The following is a 24,160-nucleotide window of genomic DNA, read 5'->3' as shown; positions in this document are numbered from 1 at the left end:
TCACCCGCAGGGCGGGTCGTAGGGAAGTTGCGGGATGTACTTCTTCCACTGCTGGGCGGTGAGCACGTCGCGGGTGGTGGAGCAGATCCACCGCGCGGCGTGCTCGGCGTCCAGGTCCCACAGCCGGATCACGCCGTCCTCCCCCGCGCCGGCCAGCCGGCCGTCGCGGGGGAACGCGACCGAGCTGACCGTGCCGTACATCCCGGCGAGCGGCCCGCCCCGGGCACGGGCGCGGGCCGGGTCGCTCACGTCCCACAGCCGGATCGCGCCGTCGCTGTAACCGCCGCTCGCCAGCGTGCGGCCGTCCGGACTGAACGCCACCGTGCCCACCGGGGTGGTGTGGCCGGTCAGCGGCTTGCCGAGGGCGTGCGCGCGGGCCGGGTCGCTGACGTCCCACAGCCGGACGGTGCTGTCGTAGCCGCCGCTGGCCAGCGTGCGGCCGTCCGGACTGAACGCGACCGACAGGACGAGCCCGGTGTGGCCGGTGAGCGGCTTGCCGAGGGCGTGCGCGCGGGCGGGGTCGCTGACGTCCCACAGCCGGACCCTCTTGTCGCCGTTCGCGCTCGCGAGCGTCCGCCCGTCCGGGCTGAACGCCACCTTGGCGGTGCCGTTGTTGAAGCCGGTCAGCGGCTTGCCCAGCGGCACCGGGGCCGCCGAGTCGGTCAGGTCCCAGAGTTCGATACGGGAGTCCACCCCGCCGACGGCCAGCGTCCGGCCGCTCGGGCTGAACGCCACGGACGACACGTGGTCCATCCCCGTGTTCAGCTTCATGCCCAGCAGGGTGGGGCGGGACGGGTTCGCGGTGTCCCACAGCTCCACGTCTGCGTTGGTCAAACTGCCGCCGGCCAGCACCTTTCCGTCGGCGCTGAACGCCAGCGACCGCACCGACGCGGGGGCGGCGACGGCCGGGGGCACTCCGAGCGCGGTCGTACGGGCCGGGTCGCTCACGTCCCACAGCCGGACCTTGCCGTCGGTGCCGGCAGTGGCCATCGTGTGGCCGTCCGGGCTGAACACGAGGCTGTCCAGGGAGCGGCTGGAGGACGTGAGGATCCGCTGGGGGAAGGTCCACACCCGCACCGTGCCGTCGGCGCCGCCGCTGACCAGGGCGCCGCCGCCCTGCGTGAAGGCGACCCCGAGGACCGCTCCCGTGTGGCCGACGAGGGGGGTGCCGCGGAAGACCGCGCTGTCCGGGTAGGTGACGTTCCACAGGTCGATCGAGCCGTCGTAGCTGGCGCTGGCCAGGGTCTGGCCGCTCCGGCTGAAGGCCACCGAGGTGATGTTCCCCTTCTGCCCGAGGAGTTCGCCCAGCATGACGACATGGGCCGGATCGGTCGTGTTCCACAGCCGCACCCGGGTGTCGCCGCCGCTGGCCAGGGTGTGCCCGTCCGGGCTGAACGCCACCGACGCCACGATGTTGGCGCCGTGCCCGTACAGGGGCTTGCCCAGCGCCGCCGCGTGCGCCGGAGCGGCCACGTTCCACAGCCGGACCGAGTGGTCGAAGCTGCCGCTGGCCAGCGTGCGGCCGTCCGGGCTGAACGCCACCGCGTCGACCGCGTCGGTGTGCCCGGTCAGCGGCACGCCGAGCGGCGCCGGGTGGACGGGGTCGGCCATGCTCCACAGCTGGATCGTCCCGTCGGCGCTGCCACTGGCCAGCACGCGCCCGTCCGGGCTGAACGCCACGGCGCCGACCGTGTCGTCGTGGCCCGCCAGCGGCTTGCCCAGCGGCACCGGATGCGCCGGGGAGGTGACGTCCCAGAGCCGGACCGTCGTGTCGTTGCCGCCCGCGGCGAGCGTGCGGCCGTCCGGACTGAACGCCAGGGACTCGGTGATGTCGGCGTTGACCTTGACCGGCGGGCCCAGTTTCGCCGGGTGCACCGGGTCGGTGATGTTCCACAGCTGGATCGCGTTGCTGCTGCTGCCGGTGGCCATCGTGCGCCCGTCCTTCGCGACCGCCACCGAGACGATGCCGCCGATGCCCGAGGCGAGCGGTGTGGACAGCGGCTGCTCGGCGCTGGTGATCAGGTGCGCCCGGAGGTCGTCGCCGGGGCGCATCCGGTACGCGACCAGGTCGAGTTGCGCGGCGAGCGAGGTGTCGGTGGCGCGCAGCCGGTCGGCCTCCGCGGTGATCTGGCTGAAGATCGCGGTGTTCCGCTCGTCCAGGGCCTTGCCGCGCTGCTCGAAGGCGAGCGTGGCGGCGCCGCTGGCCAGCAGGGCGAGGGTGACCAGCACGGCGGTGACGGCGCGGCGGACGCGGGCCGTGCGTTTGACGCGGGCGGTGGAGGCGGCGACGAAGGCCTCGGCCGTCCGGTCGGCGCCGGGGGCGGCGGCGCGGTTGGAGGGGGCGGCGGCGACCGCGCCCTTCACCGCCTCCAGCCGGCTCGCCGGGTAGAGCAGGTCGCTCGGGCGGCCTGCCCGCTGCCACGCGTAGGCGGCCTCGCGCAGCTCCTGCCGTACGACGCTGCCGACCCGGTCGTCGTCGAGCCAGCCCTTGAGCCGCGGCCACGCCCGCAGCAGCACCTCGTGGGTGATGGCGACGGTGTCCCGGTCCTGCGTCAGCAGCCGCGCCACGGTGAAGGTGTCGAGGACGGTGCGCGCGGCCCGCGGGTCGGCCTCGAAGCGCAGCAGGTCGTCGCGCGGGACGCGCCGCCGGGAGGGCTCGGCGCCCTCGGTGACGGTGACCAGCCGGAGGAAGACGCTGCGCGCGGCGTCGCGGTAGGCGCTCCCGGGCTCCCCGGGGCCAGTCGGGGGACCTGGGCGTTCGGGGTTCCAGCCGCTCCCGGGGCCTCCGTTGTTCCAGGTGCCTCCGTTGCTCCCGGGGCCTCCGTTGCCTTCGGCCTCCCGGCCGAGCCGGGCGAAGGCGCGCTCGGCGGTGTCGGTCACCGCGTGCTCGATGCCGCCGGTCTCCTGGTAGCCGCGGACGGTCAGCACACCGCCGTCACGCCGCGTCCAGGTGGTGCGCAGCGCGTGGGCCAGCAGCGGCAGCCGGCCCGCCTCGTAGTCCCCGGGGCTCTCGGCGCTCCCACCGCGCCCGCCCGGGCGCTCCGGCTCCACGCCGGACGCGCCCAGATCCCGCAGCAGCACCTCGGGCAGACCCGCCTCGACCATGAGGCCGACCCGCTGGGCGGGCAACACGATGGCGTCCCGCAGTTCGGCGGGGGACATCGGCCCCAGGAAGACCTGGTTGCCCTGCACCGCGCCGCGCAGCCACGGGTAGGCGGCGCACTGCGCGTAGAAGTCGGCCCGCAGACCCAGGACGACGAGGCCGAGCGGTTCCTGCCCGTCCCGTGGGTCCGCGAGCCACGCCAGCTCGTCGACGAAGGCCCGCCGCTCGGCCTCGTCCGCGCACTGCGTGAAGATCTCTTCGAGCTGGTCGACGACGACGATGACGCGGGCGCCGGTGCGCGGCGCGGTACGGGGGCCCTTACGCGGGTCGGTGCGCGGGTCCGTACGCGGCTCGCTCCGCGGGTCCGTACGCGGGTCTGTGCGGCTGAGCGCCCGGCGCAGGGCGGCCCGGCGGGTGTCGCGGTCGGCCTCCCGCCACTCCCCCGGAGCCGCGGCGGCGGGGTCGCCGGTCAGCACGGCGAAGTGGGCGGCCAGGGCCCGCATCGGGCTGTGGGTGGGGGTGAAGACCAGCCGCCGCCAGTGCCGCGAGCCCGCCGCGGGCAGGTCGCCGCGCCCGATCGCGGGCAGCAGGCCGGCCCGCAGCAGCGAGGACTTGCCCGCGCCCGAGGGCGCGACGACGACCAGCGGGGCACGGTCGGCGACGCCGCCGTCCAGCCGTGCGACCAGATCGGCGACCAGCCGCTCGCGCCCGAAATACCAGTCGGCCTGGTCGAGTCCGAACGGCTCCAGGCCGGGATACGGGCACGCGTCGTCCGCCGCGGGCCGGCCGACCCGGTGGAGGCGGCCCTCGGCCATGACGAAGGTGGCCCGCAGGTCGCGTACCTCGACGATGTACTGGTCGCGGCCCGCCTGGTAGACGCGCGCTTCGTCCGAGGCGCGGGCGTACGGGACGAACGGCTGCGGCCCGCTGTCCGGCCCCCCGTCACCGCGCGGTTCCCCGCCGGGCCGGACCGGTCCCTCCCCGGTGGTCACCGCTCGGTGATGTGCTGGTCGCGGCCGGCCTGGTAGACGCGGCCGCTGCCGGTCGCACGCGCATCCTGGTGGATGCCGCCGCTCACCGCCTGCCCGCGGGCCGCCGCCTCCCAGTCGGCGAGGACCGCCCGCAGCGCCGCCTCGGCGTCGGGCTGCGCGGCGAGCAACTCCACTATCCGGTAGGCCCATTCCCCGCGCAGGGCCGCCTCGTCGACCGGCGCCCCCACGGCCCGGCCCTGTACGACGGCGGCGCGCGCGGTGTCGAGGTCCGCCGCGACACCCTCGGCCCTCTCGGGCCGGAACTGCCGCCACAGGCGCACAGCTCCGTCCCGCGCCTGCTGCCAGCCGTCGGTGACCATGAGCGTGACCAGGGTGCTGCTTGCACCGGCCGACAATGCGGCGAGCTGCGGATCCATGTCTGCCCCCTGCTGTCCGATCACCTATCCGGAATCTGACGGTCTCTCACTGTAGGTCAGGGGTCCGACACCGGTGCGATGTCGACGGCCCGTGCACCAGATCTCCACGGGCAGCTGGGGCACGCGGAGTTCAGACGAGCCAGCGGCCGCCCTTCATGAGGAGGCGGTCCCTGAGCTCGGGGACCGTCCCCCAGGCCCGCAGCTGCCGCGGGGCGACGCGGAAGAAGTCGTACGGTTCCGGGTCCTTGCGCGGGTCCCAGCCGTCCTTGGCGGCGAAGGAGTCGCCGACGCCGGGCGGGAGCTCGTCCGCGGTGAAGGCGGTGACATCGCCCTCGACGTGCACGACGTCCCGCGTCGTCCCGAAGCACAGCCGGACGGTGCCGGACGCCCTGAGGTTCGCGCCGGTGGGGTTGGCCGGCCGCGTCGAGAGCCACACGGCCTCGCCGTCCCACCAGAACGTGAGCGGCATCAGCGTCGGGCCGCCGCCCGCGGGGTCCGCCGTCGCGACCCACACGTCCAGCTCCTCGGCGAGGATCCGGAGGGCGTTCGCCTTGCGCTCGGCGCGGGTGCGCGGGCCGTTGCCGTTCCCGTTCCCGGGGGTGGTCTCGTTCGTCGTCATGTGCGCTGACGCTATCCGCGCCGCCCGCCGGGCACATCGGTCCTCGGGCGTACGCCGTACGGGGGCGCGTCCCGACGGCAGGGCACGGCGGCCCGCAGCTCACGCACCAGGGCGCGTACGGCGGCGGAGGCGGCGAGTTCCGGCGTGGTCACGTAGCCGATCCGGCGGGTCGGACGGCGCGGGCCGAGGTCGGTGACCTCGACCGAATCCGGGGCGCCGGCCAGTGAGAGGGCGGGCATGATCGCCATCCCGTGGCCCCCGCCCACGAGCGAGAGCACCGCCCCGTCGTCCTCGGCCTCGACCGTGGCCCGCGGGATCCAGTCCTGCGCATCCCACCAGGCGCGGGTGTACGAGCCGCAGTTCTCGGCCCAGTCGACGAGCGGCAGCGAGCGCGGGGCCGGGTGTCCGGCCGGGTGCACCAGGCTGTAGCTCTCCTCGAAGAGCCCGCCCGCCACCAGCCCGGCGGGCAGCCGCGCCCCGTCCAGGGTGGCGAGGGCGAGGTCCGCCCGCCCGTCGGCCACCTCGCCCGCCGTGCCGCGCCCGACCTCGCGGACGATCCGCACCCGCGGCTCGATCTCCGGGTGCCGCGCGCGCAGCCGCTCCAGGACCGGCGGCAGCAGGTGCAGCGCGGTGCTCCGGAAGGCCGCGATCCGCAGCGGGCCGCGCGGGCTCTCCGGCCGGGCGGCCCCTCTCGCCTCGGCGGCGAGCACGTCCAGCAGGCGCAGGATGCGGCGGGCGTGCGCCACCGCCTTCTCCCCCGCCGCGGTGGGGCTCGCCCCGCGGCGGCCGCGGTCGAAGAGGACGGCGCCGATCTTGCGCTCGCTGCCGCGGACCGAGTGGGAGACCGCGGACTGGGTGAGGCCGAGCGCGCCGGCCGCCGCCGAGAAACCTCCGGTGTCCGCGACCGCGACGAGGACGCGCAGCTCGTGCGGGGCGAGGTCGGTGCGGGTGGCTCCGCCGGGGCGGGCGGGGGTGCCGGGCTCGGAGGAGCGGTCGGTGCCGCGGTCGGTGCCGCGGTCGGGCGTACGCGGCACGGGGCGCTCACCTCGGGGGTTGCGGGGTTCGGACGGTGCGGGGCTCGGACGGGGCGGGGCTCGGACGGTGCGGGGCGCGTGCGGGGTTCGCCCCGCACGGGGGACCGGGGTCTGGGCGTACGGGACCGGGCGCGGGACCCGTACGCCGAGTCCCGCACGTATGAGAACCGCTCATGGAACGGGCCGTCGTATGAGCCCAACCGGCTGCCCCGGGGCGCCATTCCCGGCCTACCGTCCAGCCATGAGCGAGCACGCGATCACCGTCCAGCAGACCGCCCGCCCCCACGGCTTCCCCACCGCCGGGGATTTCGCCTTCGTCGAGTCGGCGGTCCCCGCCCCCGCGCCCGGCACCGCGCTCGTGGCGAACCTCTACTGGTCCGTCGACCCTTACCACCGCGAGCTGATGGACGACGTGCCCGGCGGCTTCGCGCTGCACGCACCGCTCGAAGGCCGGGCCCTCGGGCGCGTCGTCGCCTCGCGGACGCCGGAGCTGGCGGAGGGCGAGATCGTCTTCCACCGGCGCGGCTGGCGTACGCACTCCGTCGTCCGCCCCGAGGAGATCCGCAGGCTCCCCCGCTTCGACGGCGTTCCCCTGACCGCCTTCCTGAGCGTCCTCGGCGGCACCGGGCTGACCGCCTACGTCGGCCTCACCCGCATCGCCCAACTCCGCGCGGGTGACGACCTCTTCGTGTCCGCCGCGGCCGGCGGCGTCGGCACGGCCACCGGCCGCTTCGCCCGACTGCTGGGGGCCGGCCGGCTCGTCGGCAGCGCGGGCTCGGCCGCGAAGGTCGCCCACCTGACCCGGGAGGTCGGCTACGACGCGGCTTTCGACCACCACGCCGGCCCCGCCGCCGCCCTCCTCGCGGAGGCCGCGCCCGACGGCTTCGACGTCTTCGTCGACAACGTCGGCGGCGACCAACTGGCCGCCGCGGTCGGTGCGTTGCGCGAGTTCGGCCGCATCGTCCGGGTCGGCACCATCAGCCGCTACAACACCCCGGACGCGCCCCCGCCCCCCGTCGACCACGTGCGGATCGTGGAGAAGAGCCTCCGCATGGAGGGCTTCCTGGTCAGCAACTACCGCGCACTGCAGGAGGAGTTGTACGCGTTCGCCGTCCCGCACCTGCAGTCCGGCCGGCTCGCGCTCGACGAGACGGTGGTGGACGGGTTCGACCACATCGTGGACGCGTTCCTGGGCATGCTGCGCGGCGCGAACACCGGGAAGATCATCGTGCGGGGCGACGCGTGAGCGGTGGCCGTGGCGGCGGGGGTTGCGGTGGCGGAATGCGCCCGTCCCCCGCCCCCCGGCGGGATGATTCCGGGAGGGTCGCTGCACGGAGGGGGACGGGCGGATGGGCAGGGCGGTACGGCGGGCGGCGGGGACGGTGACGTTCTCGGACGTCTTCCGTGACCCGAAGCGGATGCTGTGGCAGTTCACCCCGCGGGGCGCGGCGGTCGCGGCCGCCGACCTGGAGGCCTTCGCCGCGGGCGAGGCGCGCGCGGTGGCCGCGCACGCCTACAAGAACCGCCGTATGCGCCAGGGCCTCCTCGTCCTGGACCCCGCGTCCCCCACCTCGTTGGCCTGGCACCGCACCATGCGCCCCCGGCCCGGGGGCTCCCCGGTCGCCCTCGAAGCGCCCTTCGACGTCCACGCGGCGACCCCGGGGGTTCCCCTCAGCCGCTACACCCTCCTCACCTTCACCGCCGCCACCACCCCCTGGGCCCTGGCCGTCCCCGTCCGCGACATCCCCCTCGTCCGCGCGGCCCTGATCCGGGCGAACGCGCAGGCGTGAAACCGCCGCATGGTGCCGCGCCGGGCCGAACGGCGGTGGTACGGCGGCCGGTTCCCCGGGGTACCCGCCGTACACCCGCCCTCCGCCTCCGCTACCCGGTGTAGGTGTACGTGAAGTGCGGGGTGTCGTACTGCGGGCCGTTCTTCTCGTACGTGAACCAGTACGTGATCACGGTGCCGGGCGACAGGCCGCTGACCGTCTGCGTCCAGGTGCCGCCGCTGTTGGCCATCCGGAAGTTCTGCTGACCCGCCCCGTTGACGAGGTAGTGGACGTCGACGTACGCGGCGGGCGTCGTCGGGGTGAAGGTGATCCGCACCTGCCCGGAGCCGGTGGTCGCCGCCCCGGCGGTGTAGTCGGGCCCGGTCGTGCTGCCGCCGGTGGTGCCGGTGCTCGTGCCGGTGGAGGTGCCGGTGCTGGTGCCGGTGGACGTACCGGTCGACGTACCGGTGCTGGTGCCGGTGGACGTACCGGTCGAGGTGCCCGTGGACGTACCGCCGGTGCCGCTCCCGCTCGTGGTGCGGTTGACGGCGATCCAGTCGACCGTCATGCCCGCGCCGGAGCTGATATCGGCGGAGGGGGAGGTGCAGCCGCACACCTTGTTCGGGTACGAGCCGCCGATCGCGACGTCGAAGATGGCGAAGAAGCCGTGGTCGACGGCGGCCTGCCAGGTCGCCGTCGAGACCTGGTTCTCGTTGACCGTGTACGTCACCGCGCCGTCGAGGGCGAAGCGCAACTGCTCGGCGGAGGTGTTGGTGCGGTCGATGATCACGGAGTACGTGTGGAAGCCGCTCTGGCACCCGCCGCACGGCTGGAGGCCGCTGCTGATGCCGTCCGGGTCATGGCATTCACCGGCCCACACCCCGCAGTGGAAGGTCGTCGAGTGCTGGCTCAGCGCGTTGACGTCCTCCATGATGTCCAGCTCGCCGATGCCGGGCCAGTTCGTCGCCCCGACCGGCCGGGCGTCGGCGCCCATCGCCCAGAAGGCGGGCCAGTAGCCCAGCCCGCTGGCCGGTGCGGGCTGCTTGAGCGACGCGCTGATCTCCAACTGGCCGCCCGCGGGCGCGGCGAGGTCGGTCCGCTGCGTCTCGATCCGGCCCGAAGTCCAGTGCCCGGAGGCGTCCTTGACGGGCTTGATCACGAGGTGCCCGGAGCCGTCCTGGTAGACGTTGGCGGTCGAGTCGGTGGCCGTCTCGATCTCGCCTGTGCCCCAATTTCCCGCCGCGCCGGGGTAGTTGTAGCCGGTGCCGATGTCGTAGAGCCAGTTCGCGCGGTTGAGGCCGCTGCCGGCCGCGCCGTTGAAGTCGTCACTGAACACGGCGGTCCAGCCGGCCGGGGGGTTCGGCACGGCGGCGGGGGCGGCCGCCGGGGCTGCCGCCGCAGACCCGCCGGTCAGCGACACGCCGAGCGCGGCGCCGACGGCCAGCAGCAGCGCGCCGAGTCCGGCGGTGAGGCCGCGCCGGGCGCGGGTCCGAACGTCTCGCGGTGGGGAGGGTGTTGCGCGGTCTCTCGGGGTCGGGCTCGTGGTCGGGCTCATAGCCGGGTGACCTTTCTCCGGGCGGTGGGGGGAGGTGGTCGCTCAGGTCTCCGAGGCCTTTTCCTGAGAGCGCTCTCAGACACCTGACTGCCGTGGAGTGTCGCGCCATGGCAGGCACACGTCAATATCTCGCGCACGGGTGGTGGCGCTCACGAAGGAGCCGCGCCGGGCGGGGCTGGGCGAGCCGCGGGGCGGTGGGCTGCGGGGGCGGTGGGCGGCGGCGGCGCGCGTACCGTCCCGGCGTGACCCCGCGCGGCCCCCGGCGCGACGCGAGGCGGCCCCTGCCAGGCGGGTATGGTCCGGCGCGGCCCGGCACGCTCCGACGCGGCCCGGAGACCCGGAGCGTACGGTCCCGGCACGTTCCGGGCGCGGCCCCCGACCCCCGGCCCCCGGCGTACGGCGTCGGCGCGACGCGAGGCGGCCCCCGCCAGGCGGGTACGATCCCGGCGCAGTCCGGCCCGGCCCGGCCCGGCACGTTCCGGGCGCGGCCCCGAGGCCCGTAGACCCGGAGCGTACGGCCCCGGAGCGCCCCCAGCTCCCGCCTACCGGCCCCCGCCCTCCCGCGCAGACGTGGCGCAGCGCCCGGCGGCCTGGAAAGGTAGCGGGCCGTGACCACTCCTCCGACGCACGCCGACCTCGCCCGCCGGATCCGCGAAGCCGCCCATCTCACCGGGCAGTTCACGCTGCGGTCCGGGCGCACCGCCACCGAGTACTTCGACAAGTACCGCTTCGAGGCCGACCCCGTCCTGCTCGACGAGATCGCCCGTCGCATGGCCCCGCTCGTGCCGGCCGGAACGGAGGTGCTCGCCGGGCTGGAGATGGGCGGCATCCCCGTCGTGACCGCGCTCGGCCGCCACACGGGCATACCCTGCGCGTTCGTCCGCAAGGAGGCGAAGGCGTACGGCACGTGCCGGCTCGCCGAGGGAGCCGATGTGACCGGCCGCCGGGTGCTCGTCGTGGAGGACGTGGTGACGAGCGGCGGCCAGATCGTGCTGTCCACCGCCGAACTCCGCGCGCTGGGCGCCCGGGTGGACGCCGCCCTCTGCGTCATCGACCGCGCCCAGGGCGGCTCAGAAGCGCTCGCCGCCGAGGGCATCCGCCTGCACGCGCTGCTGACGGCGGCGGACCTGCGGGCGACGGCCTGAGCGCGGTGGGGCGGCGCGGCCCACGGCAACACGCCCCACCGCCCGCCGGCCCGCGGCCCGACATCCGCGTGTCTTCCTCGGCCCGGCGGGCAGCCCCTCCTGCCTCCGCCGCGCGGAGCAGGGCCCCTCAGTCCTCGCGCCGCTCCAGGAACTCCCGGACGAGGTCGAGGCGGCGGTAGGCGTCGTCGAACCAGGCGTCGTCCAGCACCACGGGCACGGTCACCGCGGTCCCGGACGCCCGCGCGTCCTTGACCGTGACGTGGCACCGGCCCTTGCCGTCGTCCTCGTCGAACTCGACGTACAGCCCCGGGGTGTTCGCCCCGTCACGCCAGGAGATCTCGTGCCCGGTGTCCAGCAGGTCCAGCGCCTGCTGCCACTCCCCCAGGTCGTCCCCGGATATCCGGGTCATGACGCCGCCGGACACGAAGGGCGTCCCGACCACGAACTCCCCGGTCAGCAGGACGTTCTTGTCCTTCCCACTGATCCGCAGGACGACACTGCCCCCGTCCCCCTCGAATCGGATCAGGTCAATCGGCTCCTCGGCCATGACGGCCCCCTCCCGGCTCGCACGTGATCCCGATCGTACGACCCGGCTCCCCCACCCCCGCACGCTCCACCCCGTGCACCGCACCCTCGCGGAGTACGCCCGCTGCCTCGACGGCGACGAGTACGGCCCCGTGCCCGCGTGCGACGGCGAGCACAAGGAGCCTGTTGGTCGGACGACGTCCGCCTGCCGCCAGGTCTGACCGCTGGAAGCGAGCGGGACTACCCCCTGAGCGCCCGGCCGGTCACGGCACGAGGGACATGACCGCGGAGGGACCGGAGAAGTCGGCGGCAAGCGCGTCCATGACCAGCTCGTCGCACACCTTGCCGAGCCAGTACCCACCTTCGCGCAGCACACCGGCAGGGCGGAAGCCGGCCTTCTCGTACACGCGGACGGCCGCCTTGTTGGGTGCGAGGACCTTGAGCCAAATCATCCGCAGATTGGTGACGTGAAAGCCATAGTCCAAGGTCAGGCGAGTCGCGGCGGTGCCCAAGCCCTTACCGCGGGCCTCGGGGGCGAGCATCACCACGTATTCGGCCGTACGGACGGCATGGTCTGGCAGCAAGGTGGTGACCCCGGCAGGGACGGGCTCCTCGGCGCCGGAGAGGTCGTAGACGGTGAAGCGGACGTTATCTCCACGGAGTTGCGAGGCGATGCCTTCGGTGCGGGCTTCCAGGGATTCCGGCTGCTGACGGCCGTACCCGACGATCAGCGCGGGGTCCTGCTCCCACCGCCAGTAGGTGTCCACAAGGTCGGCGCGGTAGGGACCGAGGCCGCAGGCGGCGTCGCGAACCCAGATGATCGGCTCAGGGCTGGTGGTGATGGCGTGCTCCGAGGGTGAGGACGGGCGTGTAGGCGAGCGTGGAGGGTGGTTCGGCTACCGGTGCTCCGTCCTCAGTTTGTACCCAGGCATGCAGCCGGACGGGGTCAGCGGCGATCCCATGGCACCAGGTGACACTGAGGCTACGCCCTGCCAGCAGCAGTGCAACGGAAGCGGATTCCTCCAGGCAGGCAGTACGCCCCGGGGAGAACCACCCGGCGGCACGGACCGTCCGCACTGCGGCCTCTGCCTCCTCAGGGGTGGCAGGACGGCGGCAGGTTGACACCGCCCGCCCGACAGCACGCACGACGCGGAGCATGGCGGTGCCGGGCTCACCGGCTGCCTTGACGACGGCGACCGCCGCGAGCGCTCCGGCGGCGGCGAGCATGCTACGGACGGGGGCGGGGGCAGGGCGTACGACGCCGGCCGGGTGTTCGGCGCTGCCCCAACTCGCGGCCACGACGGCAGCCCGGGTCACGGGCCACTCGGCGGTGGTGGCTGGCAGCGCGGGGGCAAGGAGTCCGGCGGCCAGCATCCCCTCGGCGAGGGGCCCGGCCAGGGGCCGGGCGGTGCCGGCGCGAGCGGCGTCCCGGAAGCGGGCCGCGGCGGCGGGCAGCAGGCCCTGCACCTGCCCCGTCCTGTAGTCGACGAGGACCAGGACATGCCCGAAGTCGGCGGCGCGGACGTGGCCAGGCAAGCTGAGGAGGTCGAGGTCAGGCAAGGGTCTCGCTCCTTGCGGGAGTGCGCGTCCAGGCGGGCGCGGGATCGCGATGGTGCGCCGTGAGCCACGCTTCGGCGGTCAGGGCTTGTTCAAGAGTGGCCAGCGACATCGGGAGCCCAGCGGCGGCCTGGGCCAAATGTCGACGGAAACGGCCCGGGTGCACCATGCCGAGAGCCGCGAGATAGCCGTCGGCGAGGCCCGACAGCTCGGGCAGATTGGCGCGCATACCGGTGAAGTGGTCGGCGTCAAAACTGCCCTTGGTGGTGCGTGCGGCCGTGTCGGGCGGCAGCAGATCGGCCATGGCGCATGCCAGGTGCGGCTTGTATGCATGCAGGGCGGCTCTGCGCGCGAGCGGCGTGGTCAGCACCGCGTCCACCACCAGGCCGTCGAGGAAAGGGTTGTGCAGGTCGATGCCACGGGTGCGGGCAAGCTGCGCATCCGCGACAGCGGAGCGGGCGACTTCACGGATCTCGTCGATCCCGGCCCGTATCGCGAAATCCAGACCGCCCAACTGGTCCGGCTCAGCGACGGCACGGTGAGCGGAGGCGACGAGCATACGGGTGACGGTCGGCTCGCCCCAGGACGGAAACGGCAGTAGCGGGAACCAGACCACTTTGCCGTGGTCGTCGCGTCCCGGCTCACCGACCTGCGCAGCGAGCTGCTTCAGAGCCTCGTCGCGGCTGGTGTGGGCGAGGCGGTAGGCGTCCCGAAGCAGTGGTGCGACGGGTGCGTGACGGAGACGAGCCCATCCGAATGCCTCGGAAACCGCGCGGCGAGGGTGCCGGTGACGGACCAGATCGGCAAGATGGATCGGCGACTGGAACAAGACACTGTCGCCGCCGTCGCCGGTCAGGTGGGTTCGGCTTCCTAGTTTGTCCCGCATCCAGTCCAGTTGAGCGGCCAGCCGGGCGCGGGTGAGTGTGGAGGGGGCGGGCTCGTCGGTCGCCGGGGCGTCGGCCACCTCGGTGTAGGGCAGGTGCTCTTCGGACAGCGGCAGCAGGTGGTGGGCGATGCGGTTCTGCCAGCGGGCGGCCGCCTGGCGGGCGTGCCGCAGGTCGGCCCCTTCGAGGTTCTCGGCCGGGTGCACGGTGACCGCGTTCAATCGCTGTCCGGCCATGGCGGCGGCCAGCACCGCAACGCTGGTGGAGTCGAGTCCGCCGGACAGGTCCGACGTCAGTCCCGGCGCGTTTGCGCGTAGCCCGACCGCGCTCTCCAGCGCCTCACGCAAGCGGCTGACGGGCAGTTGACCAGGCACCGGCTCGGGTCGCCACACGGTCGTAGCCCGCCAGGCAGTGCCGTCGCCGGGCAGCACGACGCGGCAGCCCGGCGGCAGTTGGCGTACCCCGTCGAAGAAGGTCCGCCCCGCCGCCAAGCCGGGCACGGAGGGGAGGAACACCGAGCAGGCCAGACGTTCGGTGTCGATCGCGGCCCCCGTCAGCGCGGCCAGCAGTCGCGCGGAGCTGGACCAGGCCCAGCCGTCGTCGGACCGGGTCACGTAGACCGGACAGGCAGCAGCCGGATCGGTGTACACCACGGCCGCGGCGGTTGCCTCCTCGACCACGGCGTAGGCGCCCGGCCAGCGCCACGCGATGTCGGCAGGCAGGACGCCGTCGGCCAGGCGTGCCAGCTCGGCCTTCTCGGCCCCGCACCAGCCGAGAACCAGAACCCTCCGGGGGCCGCTCTCGGCGGTCAGCACATGTGCCGGACCGTCACCGAGGCGCCACGCGCTGGACCCGGGTGCAAGCGGTACGGATGCGGCCGGGCGTGGCACCGATGCGACCGGGGTGGCGCTAAAGCCGCCGAAGATCATGGATTCCTCCCAAGAGCACGTGGGTGGTGCGGCCCGGCGACGCCGAGCCGCACCACCGGGAAGCAGGTCAGGAGTTGTAGGCGCGACGCTTGTCCTCGCTGTTGCCGCCGCCCTGGCCCTCGGTGAGGCTGGCCGCGTCCCCGATCTCGACCAGCCCGGCGGCGTCCTCGTCGCCTGCGGTGGTGATGGTGCACACGTCGTCCATCGGCTCGTTCCCTTCTGTGGTGACGGTGTTCTGTCCGGGCCCCATCCGGGTACCCGACACTCAGTCAACAGGCGTGTGCCGAGCGTGAATACGATTGGGGCTCCACTGACGCCTGCAACCCTTGAAACCTGCGCCCGGGGGCTCGATGGCACACGAACGCACACCGAACAGCAGATTCGCCTCGCTGGTCGCCGAATGCCGGTGGTCGAGCAACGGTGAGTTCGCGCGCGCGGTGAACCGGGCAGGCACCGAGGCTGGGTTCGCCCTCAAATACGACGAGTCCGCCGTCTCGCACTGGCTCTCCGGCACCCGCCCCATGGCCAAATACCGGCATGTGGTGCTGGAGGTCTTGACCCGCCGTCTCAGGCGGCCGGTCACCGCGTTTGAAGCGGGCTGGTCCGACCAACCCGACCTGTGGTCTCCCACCACGGATACGGTGGCGGGACTGATCGATCTCGGGAGCACGGACATGGACCCATCGCGCAGGGGTGTACTCGGGACGGGCCTGTATTCGGTCGCTCTGAGTGTCCCCGGCTGGCCGGACCACATCGGACGGTTCGAAAAGCTGAAGGCCGATCCGTACGCCCGCATCGGCAGGGCCGAGGTCGAGTCGGTCATCGCCATGACCGAGCGCATCAGCGAACTCGACGACCAGTTCGGCGGCCGGACCGCCCGCCCGCTGGCAGCGGCGTTCCTGGTCAACAACATCGCGCCGTACCTGAAGGCAACCGCCACCGAGCCGGTTCGCAAAGCGATGCTCTCGGCTGCCGCCGACCACCTCTATCTGACCGGATACATGGCCGTAGACGAACGGCTGGACTCACTCGGCCAGAGCTACTACACAAAGGCGCTCGAATTAGCGCTCGCCGCGGACGACCACCTCACCTACTGCACCACCTTGCGAGGCATGAGCGTTCAGGCTGTGGAACTGGGCCACGGCCCCGCCGCTCAGCGGTACGCGGACGCAGCCTCCGCGGCCTCGCCGCATGCCGGACCCCGCATGCGGGCTTTCCTCGCGGGCCAGCAAGCCCACGCCCTCGCCCGAAGTGGCGATCGTCCCCACGCCCTCGCCGTGCTGCACTCCGCCGAGATCGCCATGGAACAGGCCGAGTCCAGGGCCAAGGCCCACGGCTCCTACGACCCTGCCTCGCTCTCGTACCACATAGCCCAAGTCACCTACGAACTGGGCGACCGCGAGACCGCGATCCGCGCACTTTTGCACTCCGAGAAGGTCCGGCCTCCGATCTACCGTCGGGCCCGCGTCCGCCACCGCGCAATGATCGCCGAATGGCAGCTCGAAACTGGGCGGTTGGAAGAAGCGTCCGTAACTGGCACCTCGCCTTGGACGACTACCCGCTCGTGCAGTCAGGCCGGGCGGACGAGCGTTTCCGCACCATGCTCTCCGCTACGCGGCCGCACCGGACCAACCCTCACGTTCGCGAACTCCTCGACCGGGCCAGGGCGCTCTCACCCCAGCGGGCCACTTGAGCGGGCACCCACAGCGCGGACGCCCGACCGGGCCGGGTTGAGGCAGCACCACACCCTGGCAGTGGCAGGTCCGCGACCTGTGGACGCTGCCCAACCACCCCCGGGGCTACGAGCGTTGGCCGAACTCCACGGCGTCACCAACGAGGCTCCGTCGTGATCAGGTCGGGCGCCCCACCTGGATGGCGCCCGACCGGTCCGGTGGGTCACGCCACCGAGAAGTCGCCCCTCTTGAGCCCGGCGACGAATGCGGACCATGCCTCCGGGGAGAACGCGAGGGTGGGGCCCTGCGGGTCCTTCGAGTCGGGGACGGGGATGACGCCCGTGAGGTCGTCGGCAACCTCGATGCAGTCGTTGGTGCTGCCGCTGTAGCTGGACTTGCGCCAGGTCGTCATCGGGGAGCTGTTCATGACTTACCTCGTGGTTCTAATCGGACGTGGACTCTTCTGCCAGCGCGGTGATGAAGTCGAGGGACTCGGCCGGGTTGAGCGGCGCGGACCGTAGGGCGTCGAAGACCAGGGTGTAGTTCGCCACCTCGCCCGGGGTCTCCAGGTAGAGGCTGCTGGTCAGGTTCTCCAGGAAGACGATGCCGGTGTCTCCGGGGACGTTGTACGAGATCAGCACGAAGGGTCCGCTGAGGCCCGCGTGGGCGCCGACCGCGTACGGCAGCACCTGAAGGGTCACGTTGGACTGCTCGACCGCATCGGCCAGGTAGTTGAGCTGGCCGCGCATCACCTTCGGGCCGCCGATCGGGGTGCGCAGTGCGGCCTCGCCGATGATGGACCAGAACCGCACCGGCTTCTCGACGTGGGTGAGGATGCGCTGTCGTTCGGCCCGGATCCTCATGAGCGTGTCGACTTCCTCGTCCCTGACGAGGGCCGGGTTGGCCCGGATCACGGCCCGGCTGTACGCCTCGGCCTCGCCGGGCACCACCCACCCCGAGGACGTCGAACGCGACCTTCGCTGCACCCTGGATGCGCACGCGCTCGGCGACCACCACGCCTTCGTCCTCGAAGTGCCCGGACGAGACACGGGCGCGGTGTGGACGCGGTGGACCCGCGGGCACGCCCCGGCGGTCGTGCTCGTCCTGCCCGACTGCCCGGCCGCCGAGCCGTGCTGCGAGTTCGCCGGACACCCGGGAGCCCACACATGGCAGTTCCTGCCCGCCCCCTTCACCCCCACCGGCGGGCAGCCGCCGGCGAGACGTCGGGTGGGGGACGATCCGGGGGTGCCCCCGCAGGAATGCGCTTCCCGGTCCGGCACCGGCTACGGATGAGGGTGAACGCGCATTCCGAGGAGGTACCCCCGGAGTGGCACCCGACCCCACACCGCACGGAGCGCGCGATGCCCCGCCGGGTGACAACAGGGGCGCGTGGGGGTACCTCCCAGGCGAAGCTCTGGGGGAGAACGGCGCGGCCAGCCCCCACGGCGGGAAGATCGCGACGCCTACCGAAGAGGCAGGGCGTGGCGCCCAACCGCTCCGCGAGCCACGCCGTACAGAGCAGGAGCACCGTTGCAATCGGTGCCGCCCCGCAGGGGTAGGGATCGGGGCGGCGTGCGGGCGCGGGCGCCGCGCAGGAGAGGGAGAGGGCATGGCGGACGGCGAGGAAGGCTTCGGGTTCGGCGGGCTGCACCATGTGCAACTGGCCATCCCGGCGGGTGGTGAGGGGAAGTGCCGGGGGTTCTGGGGCGGCGTCCTCGGCATGGACGAGGTGGAGAAGCCGCCCGCGCTCGCCGCGCGCGGGGGGTGCTGGTTCCGGGGTGGGGGGCTGGAAGTGCACCTCGGGGTCGAGGCGGATTTCGGGCCCGCCCGCAAGGCGCACCCGGGGATCCTCGTGCGGGGGTTGGCGGAGCTGGCCCGGCGGCTGGAGGCGGGTGGGTACGCCGTGACGTGGGACGGGGACTTCCCCGGGCACGACCGCTTCTACGCCGCCGACCCGTTCGGCAACCGGCTGGAATTCCTGGAGCCGCGCGGGCCCCAGGGGCCCCAGGGCGCGGACCGGCCCCGGATCCGTACCCCGCGTATGGTCCGCAACCGGCCATCGGGGCTAGGGACGGTGCCCCCGGACGGGGCGTGATCGTTTGGGAGGGTGACGGCCGCGACCGCACGCGGCCGGGGTCCCCCGCGGGAGGCAGCGGGGGGAGTACGCGAGGAGGGCGGCGCCGCATGACCTCGACCGAAGTCCGTGTCATCTGCGGGGAGCGGGTCGGGCTGCCCGCCGCGCTGGTGGGCGCCGCCCGGCGGCTCGCGCCCTTCGCCAGCACGGTGCCGGAGGACGTGGAGAGGCAGCTGCGCTGCACGCTGGAGCGGCACTCGCTGGGCGACCACCACGCCTTCGTCATGGAGCTGCCGGGCCGCGCGCACGGCGCGGTGTGGACGCGCTGGATCCGCGGGCGGCGGCCCGCGACCGTCTTCGTCCTGCCCGACTGCACGGGTACGGGGCCGCCGCCCGCGTGCGAGCCCTGCTGCGAGTTCGCCGCCCATCCGGGGGCGCACAGCTGGGAGTTGCGGGACGGCAAGGACTTCCGCTGACCGCGCCGGTGGACGCGCGGAAGCCGCACCGGTGGACGTCGGAAGCCCGTGCCGAACCTCGCCCGAGTCCGCGGCCGCCCCTCCGGGCCGAGGGACCACCACCGCAACGCCCGCCCGGGCCGAGGGACCGCCACCGCAACACCCCCCGGGCCGAGGGACCGCCACCGCAACACCCCCCGGGCCGAGGGACCGCCACCGCAACGCCCGCCGGGACGGGCCCGGTTCAGACCCCCGCCAGCGAGGCCAGCCGCCGCGCCTCGTCCTCCCCCAGCGCCTGCACAGGCTCCCCCGTCACGACCTGCTTGTGCGCTTTCCAGCCGCGCGCCCACAGGTTCGCCGCCCATGCGGCCGCGCGCTCGTCCGGGCCGAACTCCCGCTCCGCCGCAGCCTCGTACGCCGAGAGGAAGGCGGCGAACTCCTCGGTGGAAGGGGCCACGTGCACCGCGGCGAAACCGACGAGGACCGCCTCGGGCGCCAGGATCAGGCTGTCCCAGTCGTAGGCGACGTACAACTCCTCCCCGCGCCAGCGGAAGTTCTCCGGGAACCAGTCCCCGTGGCCGATGACGTACGGATCCCGGCACGCAGCGAGGCGCTCACCCGCGGCCCGGCCCGCGCGTTCCAGCCAGTCGGGGCCGGTGACCGTGTGGAAGGGGCGGTCGACGTTCTCGGCGGTGGGCCACACGCCGGGCTCGTCGTGGTCCCAGCGGTTCCAGGAGGGCTTCGGGTCGAGGTCGACGCGGGCGGCCAGCGGGGCGGCGAGCCGCACCATCGACGCGAGGGCGGCCGCGTACGGGCGGGGGGCGCCGCCCGAGGTCGGGGCGCGCCCGCCGCCCTCGACGAGCGCCTCCACCGTGGCCGTCCACCGCCCGAACGGGGTGGGCGGCAGGATCGGCTCGGGGGCCGGGAAGCCCGCGGCGTACAGCGCGCTGTGGACGGAGAAGCAGTGCGCGATGCGCGGCTCGGGCGCGCGGACCTTCACGACGACCTGCCGCCCGTCGGCGAGCCGGGCGCCGACCACGACGGACACCCGCCCGCTGCGGAACCGCTCGGCGGCGACCGGCGAGGCGAGGTGGCGCGCGCACCACTGGCTGAGCAGCGCGGCATCGACCCGGGGGAGTTCCATGGCGCGAAACCCTACTCACGCGGCGGGCCCGCGCGGGCCGGAACGCCGCGGCACGGGACGGAAGCCGAAGCCGGAGGTGACGCGTTGTCAGTGGCGGGGCGTAGCGTCGTCGGTATGGGTGCTCGTATCGATCTCACACTCGACGCCGGGGACGTCGCCGTCCTCGCCGCGTTCTGGAAGACCGCGCTCGGCTATGAGGACGAGCCGCCGCCCGCGCCGTTCGCGACGCGCGACGAGTGGCTGGCCTCCTTCGGCATCGACCCGGAGGATTCCGCGAACGACGGGGCGTGGCTGTGCGACCCCGACGGGGTGGGCCCGCGGCTGTCGATCCTGCGCGTTCCGGAGCCGAAGACGGCGAAGAACCGGCTGCACATGGACATACGCGTGCCGGGCGGCCCTGCGGCGGTCGAGGCCGAGGCCGCACGCCTGGTCGCCGCCGGCGCGCGCAGGCTGTGGCAGGACGACGACCACTGCACGCTGGGGGATCCGGAGGGCAACGAGTTCTGCGTCGCGCCGGTACGGGTGTTCACGTAGGAGCCGCGAGGTGTGCGGCTGCACGGCAAGGCCCGAGTTGGCGTACGGGAGCGGCTGGACGGGCTGACGGCCCCGCGTGCGGCGGCCGGGGCGGGCGGTCCGTCACCGGTGAGTGCCTGTCAGGGCACAACTGGGAGACGGAGCACGATTCCGGCCCCGCGGCCGGTAGTCTCCATGCCGCCAGCAGCAACTTCGGGGACGAGGCGGTCAAGGGATGAGCGGGGCGGGCGGGGCCGGAGGGTCCGGCGAGGTTTTCCAGCCACTCGAGGCGGACGATCCGGCATCGGTGGGGGCGTATCGGCTGGCGGCGCGGCTCGGCGCGGGCGGGATGGGCAAGGTCTACCTGTCCCACACGCCCGCCGGGCGGCCCGTCGCCGTCAAGGTGATCCGGCCGGAATTCGCGGAGGACGCGGAATTCCGGCGCCGGTTCAAGCAGGAGGTGCAGGCCGCGCAGCGCGTGCAGGGCCTGTACACCGCGCCGGTCATCGACAGCGACGCGGACGGTACGCGGCCGTGGCTGGCCACCGCCTTCGTACCGGGCCCGACGCTCGCGTCCGCGGTCGCCTCGCACGGGCCGCTGCCGGTGCCGACGGTCCTGCTGCTGGTCGCCGGGATCGCGGAGGCTCTGGAGGCCGTGCACGGCGCCGGGCTCGTGCACCGCGACCTGAAGCCGTCGAACGTGCTGCTGGCCTCGGACGGGCCGCGCGTCATCGACTTCGGCATCGCCCGCGCCGCCGACGCCACCGCGCTGACCGGCAGCGGCGTCACGATCGGCACTCCCGCCTTCATGGCGCCCGAGCAGGCCTCCGGGCGGGAGATCACGCCCGCCACCGACATCTTCGCGCTCGGCCAGGTCGCCGCCTACGCCTCCCTCGGCGCGCCCGCGTACGGGGACGGCCCCTCGCACGCCGTGCTCTACCGGATCGTGCACGAGGAGCCGGACCTGGCGACGCTGCCGGAGGAGCTGCGCCCGCTGGTGCGTCGCTGCCTGGCGAAGGACCCGGCGGAACGGCCGTCGCTCGCCGACGTCGTGGGGATGTGCCGGGCGGCCTCCCAGCAGACGGAGCTGCGCCGCCCCGAGCAGTGGCTGCCGGTCGCGCTCGCGGCGGAGATCCCGGCGCGGCACGTCGCGCCCGCGTCGCCCGCCACGCCCGCGGCCCCGGGGACCCCGCCCGCGTCCGCGGCCCCGGCCGCGCCCGCCGTACCGCCCGCCCCGGCCACTCCCCCGCCGCCCGCGGCGGCTCCGGCGACCCCCGCGGCCACCCCGGCGGACGCCGTCCCGCCGACGCCGACCCGCCCGGACGTGGCGCCGACCCCGCCCCCGGCCCAGCCGCAGGCGCCCGCAGCCGCCGAGCAGCCCTCGGTCCAGCCCGCGCAGCCCCCGGTCGAGCCGGCCCAACCGGCCCAGCCGGCCCAGCAGTCCCAGCCCGCGGCCTACGCCTCCCCGCCCCCGCAGCCCCAGCCCGGCGGCGAGCAGCAGGTCCCGGCGGCGTACGCCTACCCGGCCACGCACCCCGCGGGTCCGGGCGGCACCCCGGCGTACGGCTACCCGCAGGGCGGCTCCCCCTACGCGCCCCAGGGCCAGTTCGGCGCCCCGGGCGCCCCGGGTGCCCCGATCAGCCCCCTGACCGCGACCGGCAGCGGTGCGGGCGCCCCGCCGCCCAAGCGCATGAGCCGCGGCAAGCGGGTGGCGATCGCCGTCACCGCCGCGGTCGTCGTCATCGCGGCCGCGGTCGGCGCCGCCGTCGCGCTGAACGGTGGCGGGAAGAGCGACGACGAGGCCGACAAGCCGACGCAGTCCTCCACCTCCGCCACCACCGAGTCGCAGACGTCCGCGCCGGAGCCGACCGACGAGCCGACGCAGACGGACAGCCCGACCGACGAGCCGACCAACCAGGCCGACCCCAACCCGCAGCCGGAGCCCCACAACGGCATCCAGCTGCCCGCCGGCTACCACCTGAGCTTCGCCGACAGCGAGATCACCCCGCAGAACGACATCGACGACGACTTCTCCTACAGCTGCGCCAGCGACCCGTGCAGCCTGAAGGCGTACAACACCAAGCTGGTACTGCTCGACACCGGCGAGGCGGGCTCCCTCGACACGTGCCTGCACGACACCCGGTTCACCCAGGAGATCAGCGTGGCCCGGGTGTCCGCGGGCAGCCAGATCTGCGCCCGCACACCGGAGGGCACGGTCGCGCTCATCACCTACAAGAGCGCGTCGAAGGCCACCGAGACGAGCACGTACGTAGTGCTGGACGTCACCCTCTGGCGCAACGCCCTCCCGCCGAGCGACGAGGAGTGACCAGCGGCTGACCGCCGACGGAACGCGAAGCGCCCCGGCCCCGCAGGTGACTGCGGGGCCGCGGCGCTCGTACGTCGGTGCGCCGCGCGGGCGGACGGGTCAGGCGCGGGGCGTGATCTTCGTCAGGCCGTTGATGATGCGGTCCATCGCGTCGCCGCCCGTCGGGTCGGTGAGGTTGGCGAGCAGCTTGAGCGCGAAGCGCATCAGCATCGGGTGGGTCAGGCCGCGCTCGGTGCACAGCTGGAGGACCTTCGGATTGCCGATGAGCTTCACGAAGGCGCGGCCGAGCGTGTAGTAGCCGCCGTAGGTGTCCTTGAGGATCTTCGGGTAGCGCTGCAGGGCGAGTTCGCGCTGCGCCGGGGTGGTACGGGCGTGGGCCTGCGTGATGACGTCGGCGGCGAGCTGGCCGGATTCCATCGCGTAGGCGATGCCCTCGCCGTTGAACGGGTTGACGAGGCCGCCCGCGTCGCCGACGAGCAGCAGGCCCCGGGTGTAGTGCGGCTGGCGGTTGAAGGCCATCGGGAGGGCGGCGCCGCGGATGGGCTGCGTCATGTTCTCCTCGGTGTAGCCCCAGTCCTCCGGCATGCCGGCGACCCACGCCTTGAGCACCTCGCGCCAGTCCAGCTCGCGGAAGGCGGCGGAGGAGTTGAGGATACCGAGGCCGACGTTGGAGGTGCCGTCGCCGAGGCCGAAGATCCAGCCGTAGCCGGGCAGTTGGCGCGGGACGGAACCTCGCCGGTCCCACAGCTCCAGCCAGGACTCCAGGTAGTCGTCCTCGTGCCGCGGGGAGGTGAAGTAGGTGCGCACGGCCACGCCCATCGGGCGGTCCTCGCGGCGGTGCAGGCCCATCGCGAGGGAGAGCCGGGTGGAGTTGCCGTCGGCGGCGACGACGAGCGGGGCGTTGAAGGCCAGCGGGGTCTTCTCGACGCCGAGCTTGGCCGTCACGCCGGTGATGCGGCCGGTGCGCTCGTCGATGATCGGGCCGGAGACGTTGCAGCGCTCGTACAGCCGGGCGCCCGCCTTCACGGCCTGCTGGGCGAGGAGTTCGTCGAAGTCCTCGCGGCGGCGCACGAGCCCGTAGTCCGGGTAGGCGGCCAGGTCCGGCCAGTCCATCTCCAGGCGCAGCCCGCCGCTGATGATGCGCAGGCCCTTGTTGCGCAGCCAGCCCGCCTCTTCGGAGATGTCGATGCCCATCGACACGAGCTGCTTGGTGGCGCGCGGAGTGAGGCCGTCGCCGCACACCTTCTCGCGCGGGAAGGACGTCTTCTCCAGCAGCAGGACGTCGAGCCCGGCCTTCGCCAGGTAATACGCGGTCGTCGAACCGGCGGGACCGGCGCCGACGACGATCACGTCGGCGGTGCGCTCGGACAGGGCGGTGTCGGGCACGGTGGCTCTCCCGTAGTGCGGCGAAGAACGGCATGACGGTGCCGGGCCGCGGGCCCGGTTG

Annotated in this window: 24 protein-coding genes; 10 read left to right on the top strand and 14 right to left on the bottom strand. The window is 73.9% G+C overall.

Going from position 1 to position 24,160, the window contains the following annotated elements; translation table 11 throughout:
* From IH54_RS0120685 to IH54_RS0120670, 4 genes are all read right to left on the bottom strand, one after another.
* Complete coding sequence (locus IH54_RS0120685) at positions 1–4,095, bottom strand: hypothetical protein (protein WP_052397687.1); 4,095 nt, start codon at positions 4,093–4,095, stop codon at positions 1–3.
* Positions 4,092–4,511, bottom strand: coding sequence for a hypothetical protein (locus IH54_RS0120680; RefSeq protein WP_031518857.1), 420 nt, complete (start codon positions 4,509–4,511; stop codon positions 4,092–4,094). The genes IH54_RS0120685 and IH54_RS0120680 overlap by 4 nt, the downstream gene beginning before the upstream one ends.
* Before the next feature lie 130 nt (positions 4,512–4,641).
* Positions 4,642–5,130 carry a pyridoxamine 5'-phosphate oxidase family protein gene (locus tag IH54_RS0120675; protein ID WP_031518854.1) on the bottom strand — a complete coding sequence of 163 codons (489 nt, stop codon included), beginning with the start codon at positions 5,128–5,130 and terminating at the stop codon, positions 4,642–4,644.
* Between the two features lie 11 nt (positions 5,131–5,141).
* Complete coding sequence (locus IH54_RS0120670; protein ID WP_052397691.1) at positions 5,142–6,053, bottom strand: LysR family transcriptional regulator; 912 nt, start codon at positions 6,051–6,053, stop codon at positions 5,142–5,144.
* A gap of 352 nt (positions 6,054–6,405) precedes the next feature.
* Here IH54_RS0120670 and IH54_RS0120665 point away from each other — a divergent pair, with 352 nt between their 5' ends.
* Both IH54_RS0120665 and IH54_RS44685 read left to right on the top strand, forming a co-directional pair.
* Positions 6,406–7,410: an NADP-dependent oxidoreductase gene (locus IH54_RS0120665; RefSeq protein WP_031518852.1), complete on the top strand. Its 1,005-nt coding sequence runs from the start codon at positions 6,406–6,408 to the stop codon at positions 7,408–7,410.
* Positions 7,411–7,513: 103 nt separating this feature from the next.
* Positions 7,514–7,954 (top strand): hypothetical protein, encoded by a 441-nt coding sequence (locus IH54_RS44685; RefSeq protein ID WP_031518849.1) that lies wholly within the window; start codon positions 7,514–7,516, stop codon positions 7,952–7,954.
* 91 nt (positions 7,955–8,045) lie between these two features.
* Here IH54_RS44685 and IH54_RS45610 read toward each other — a convergent pair whose 3' ends face one another.
* Positions 8,046–9,488 (bottom strand): glycoside hydrolase family 16 protein, encoded by a 1,443-nt coding sequence (locus tag IH54_RS45610; protein WP_159011966.1) that lies wholly within the window; start codon positions 9,486–9,488, stop codon positions 8,046–8,048.
* Between the two features lie 608 nt (positions 9,489–10,096).
* On the opposite strand from IH54_RS45610, the gene pyrE reads away from it, so the two are divergent.
* Positions 10,097–10,633, top strand: a complete 537-nt coding sequence (gene pyrE / locus IH54_RS0120650; protein ID WP_031518845.1) for an orotate phosphoribosyltransferase — start codon at positions 10,097–10,099, stop codon at positions 10,631–10,633.
* Between the two features lie 127 nt (positions 10,634–10,760).
* On the opposite strand, the gene IH54_RS0120645 is transcribed toward pyrE, so the two are convergent.
* On the bottom strand, positions 10,761–11,180 hold the full coding sequence (locus IH54_RS0120645) for a DUF5959 family protein (protein WP_031518842.1): 420 nt from the start codon (positions 11,178–11,180) through the stop codon (positions 10,761–10,763).
* Between the two features lie 73 nt (positions 11,181–11,253).
* On the opposite strand from IH54_RS0120645, the gene IH54_RS47730 reads away from it, so the two are divergent.
* Positions 11,254–11,379 carry a hypothetical protein gene (locus IH54_RS47730; protein ID WP_267965212.1) on the top strand — a complete coding sequence of 42 codons (126 nt, stop codon included), beginning with the start codon at positions 11,254–11,256 and terminating at the stop codon, positions 11,377–11,379.
* Positions 11,380–11,421: 42 nt separating this feature from the next.
* Here IH54_RS47730 and IH54_RS0120635 read toward each other — a convergent pair whose 3' ends face one another.
* The 4 genes from IH54_RS0120635 to IH54_RS44670 all read right to left on the bottom strand — a co-directional run bounded on the left by IH54_RS0120635 (position 11,422) and on the right by IH54_RS44670 (position 14,778).
* Positions 11,422–11,976, bottom strand: coding sequence for a GNAT family N-acetyltransferase (locus IH54_RS0120635; RefSeq protein ID WP_199923425.1), 555 nt, complete (start codon positions 11,974–11,976; stop codon positions 11,422–11,424).
* A 7-nt stretch (positions 11,977–11,983) separates the two neighbouring features.
* The gene (locus IH54_RS0120630) at positions 11,984–12,718 is read right to left on the bottom strand and encodes a lasso peptide biosynthesis B2 protein (RefSeq protein ID WP_031518835.1); all 735 of its coding nucleotides are present in this window, start codon (positions 12,716–12,718) and stop codon (positions 11,984–11,986) included.
* Entirely contained in the window at positions 12,711–14,528 is a 1,818-nt protein-coding gene (locus IH54_RS0120625) for an albusnodin/ikarugamycin family macrolactam cyclase (RefSeq protein ID WP_043181678.1), read from the bottom strand. Before IH54_RS0120625 ends, IH54_RS0120630 begins: the two co-directional genes overlap by 8 nt.
* Before the next feature lie 67 nt (positions 14,529–14,595).
* Entirely contained in the window at positions 14,596–14,778 is a 183-nt protein-coding gene (locus tag IH54_RS44670) for an albusnodin family lasso peptide (protein WP_324607808.1), read from the bottom strand.
* Between the two features lie 100 nt (positions 14,779–14,878).
* Here IH54_RS44670 and IH54_RS40045 point away from each other — a divergent pair, with 100 nt between their 5' ends.
* Entirely contained in the window at positions 14,879–16,378 is a 1,500-nt protein-coding gene (locus tag IH54_RS40045; RefSeq protein ID WP_324607807.1) for a tetratricopeptide repeat protein, read from the top strand.
* A 46-nt stretch (positions 16,379–16,424) separates the two neighbouring features.
* On the opposite strand, the gene IH54_RS0120610 is transcribed toward IH54_RS40045, so the two are convergent.
* Positions 16,425–16,628, bottom strand: a complete 204-nt coding sequence (locus IH54_RS0120610; RefSeq protein WP_031518831.1) for a DUF397 domain-containing protein — start codon at positions 16,626–16,628, stop codon at positions 16,425–16,427.
* Positions 16,629–16,644: 16 nt separating this feature from the next.
* Positions 16,645–17,115 carry a DUF5753 domain-containing protein gene (locus IH54_RS0120605; RefSeq protein WP_052397685.1) on the bottom strand — a complete coding sequence of 157 codons (471 nt, stop codon included), beginning with the start codon at positions 17,113–17,115 and terminating at the stop codon, positions 16,645–16,647.
* On the opposite strand from IH54_RS0120605, the gene IH54_RS46230 reads away from it, so the two are divergent.
* From IH54_RS46230 to IH54_RS41830, 3 genes are all read left to right on the top strand, one after another.
* A complete protein-coding gene (locus IH54_RS46230; RefSeq protein ID WP_052397684.1) occupies positions 17,102–17,494 on the top strand; it encodes a hypothetical protein in 393 nt (130 codons plus the stop codon). The two genes, IH54_RS0120605 and IH54_RS46230, sit on opposite strands and share 14 nt — an antisense overlap.
* A 316-nt stretch (positions 17,495–17,810) precedes the next feature.
* Entirely contained in the window at positions 17,811–18,296 is a 486-nt protein-coding gene (locus tag IH54_RS0120595) for a glyoxalase (protein WP_052397683.1), read from the top strand.
* A gap of 89 nt (positions 18,297–18,385) precedes the next feature.
* Positions 18,386–18,751 carry a hypothetical protein gene (locus IH54_RS41830; RefSeq protein ID WP_052397682.1) on the top strand — a complete coding sequence of 122 codons (366 nt, stop codon included), beginning with the start codon at positions 18,386–18,388 and terminating at the stop codon, positions 18,749–18,751.
* Positions 18,752–18,974: 223 nt separating this feature from the next.
* Here IH54_RS41830 and IH54_RS40035 read toward each other — a convergent pair whose 3' ends face one another.
* Complete coding sequence (locus IH54_RS40035) at positions 18,975–19,874, bottom strand: phosphotransferase (RefSeq protein WP_052397681.1); 900 nt, start codon at positions 19,872–19,874, stop codon at positions 18,975–18,977.
* A gap of 114 nt (positions 19,875–19,988) precedes the next feature.
* On the opposite strand from IH54_RS40035, the gene IH54_RS0120580 reads away from it, so the two are divergent.
* Positions 19,989–20,408, top strand: a complete 420-nt coding sequence (locus IH54_RS0120580) for a VOC family protein (RefSeq protein WP_031518818.1) — start codon at positions 19,989–19,991, stop codon at positions 20,406–20,408.
* Positions 20,409–20,694: 286 nt separating this feature from the next.
* Positions 20,695–22,713, top strand: coding sequence for a protein kinase domain-containing protein (locus tag IH54_RS0120575; protein ID WP_420711787.1), 2,019 nt, complete (start codon positions 20,695–20,697; stop codon positions 22,711–22,713).
* Positions 22,714–22,812: 99 nt separating this feature from the next.
* On the opposite strand, the gene IH54_RS0120570 is transcribed toward IH54_RS0120575, so the two are convergent.
* Positions 22,813–24,099: a geranylgeranyl reductase family protein gene (locus tag IH54_RS0120570; protein WP_031518812.1), complete on the bottom strand. Its 1,287-nt coding sequence runs from the start codon at positions 24,097–24,099 to the stop codon at positions 22,813–22,815.
* Between the last annotated feature and the right edge of the window lie 61 nt (positions 24,100–24,160).

It is taken from the genome of Streptomyces sp. NRRL F-5123 (assembly GCF_000721495.1).
GTDB lineage: Bacteria > Actinomycetota > Actinomycetes > Streptomycetales > Streptomycetaceae > Actinacidiphila.
Note: the sequence above shows the minus strand (reverse complement) of the source record. Positions and strands in the feature narration are given on the sequence as shown.

Bases quoted from the DNA above. Each gene is read 5' to 3' on its own strand.
- IH54_RS0120680 (WP_031518857.1), bottom strand. From the start codon at position 4,511: ATGGATCCGCAGCTCGCCGCATTGTCGGCCGGTGCAAGCAGCACCCTG.
- IH54_RS0120675 (WP_031518854.1), bottom strand. From the start codon at position 5,130: ATGACGACGAACGAGACCACCCCCGGGAACGGGAACGGCAACGGCCCG.
- IH54_RS0120665 (WP_031518852.1), top strand. From the start codon at position 6,406: ATGAGCGAGCACGCGATCACCGTCCAGCAGACCGCCCGCCCCCACGGC.
- IH54_RS44685 (WP_031518849.1), top strand. From the start codon at position 7,514: ATGGGCAGGGCGGTACGGCGGGCGGCGGGGACGGTGACGTTCTCGGAC.
- IH54_RS45610 (WP_159011966.1), bottom strand. From the start codon at position 9,488: ATGAGCCCGACCACGAGCCCGACCCCGAGAGACCGCGCAACACCCTCC.
- IH54_RS0120645 (WP_031518842.1), bottom strand. From the start codon at position 11,180: ATGGCCGAGGAGCCGATTGACCTGATCCGATTCGAGGGGGACGGGGGC.
- IH54_RS0120625 (WP_043181678.1), bottom strand. From the start codon at position 14,528: ATGATCTTCGGCGGCTTTAGCGCCACCCCGGTCGCATCGGTGCCACGC.
- IH54_RS44670 (WP_324607808.1), bottom strand. From the start codon at position 14,778: ATGGGGCCCGGACAGAACACCGTCACCACAGAAGGGAACGAGCCGATG.
- IH54_RS40045 (WP_324607807.1), top strand. From the start codon at position 14,879: ATGGCACACGAACGCACACCGAACAGCAGATTCGCCTCGCTGGTCGCC.
- IH54_RS0120610 (WP_031518831.1), bottom strand. From the start codon at position 16,628: ATGAACAGCTCCCCGATGACGACCTGGCGCAAGTCCAGCTACAGCGGC.
- IH54_RS0120595 (WP_052397683.1), top strand. From the start codon at position 17,811: ATGGCGGACGGCGAGGAAGGCTTCGGGTTCGGCGGGCTGCACCATGTG.
- IH54_RS41830 (WP_052397682.1), top strand. From the start codon at position 18,386: ATGACCTCGACCGAAGTCCGTGTCATCTGCGGGGAGCGGGTCGGGCTG.
- IH54_RS40035 (WP_052397681.1), bottom strand. From the start codon at position 19,874: ATGGAACTCCCCCGGGTCGATGCCGCGCTGCTCAGCCAGTGGTGCGCG.
- IH54_RS0120580 (WP_031518818.1), top strand. From the start codon at position 19,989: ATGGGTGCTCGTATCGATCTCACACTCGACGCCGGGGACGTCGCCGTC.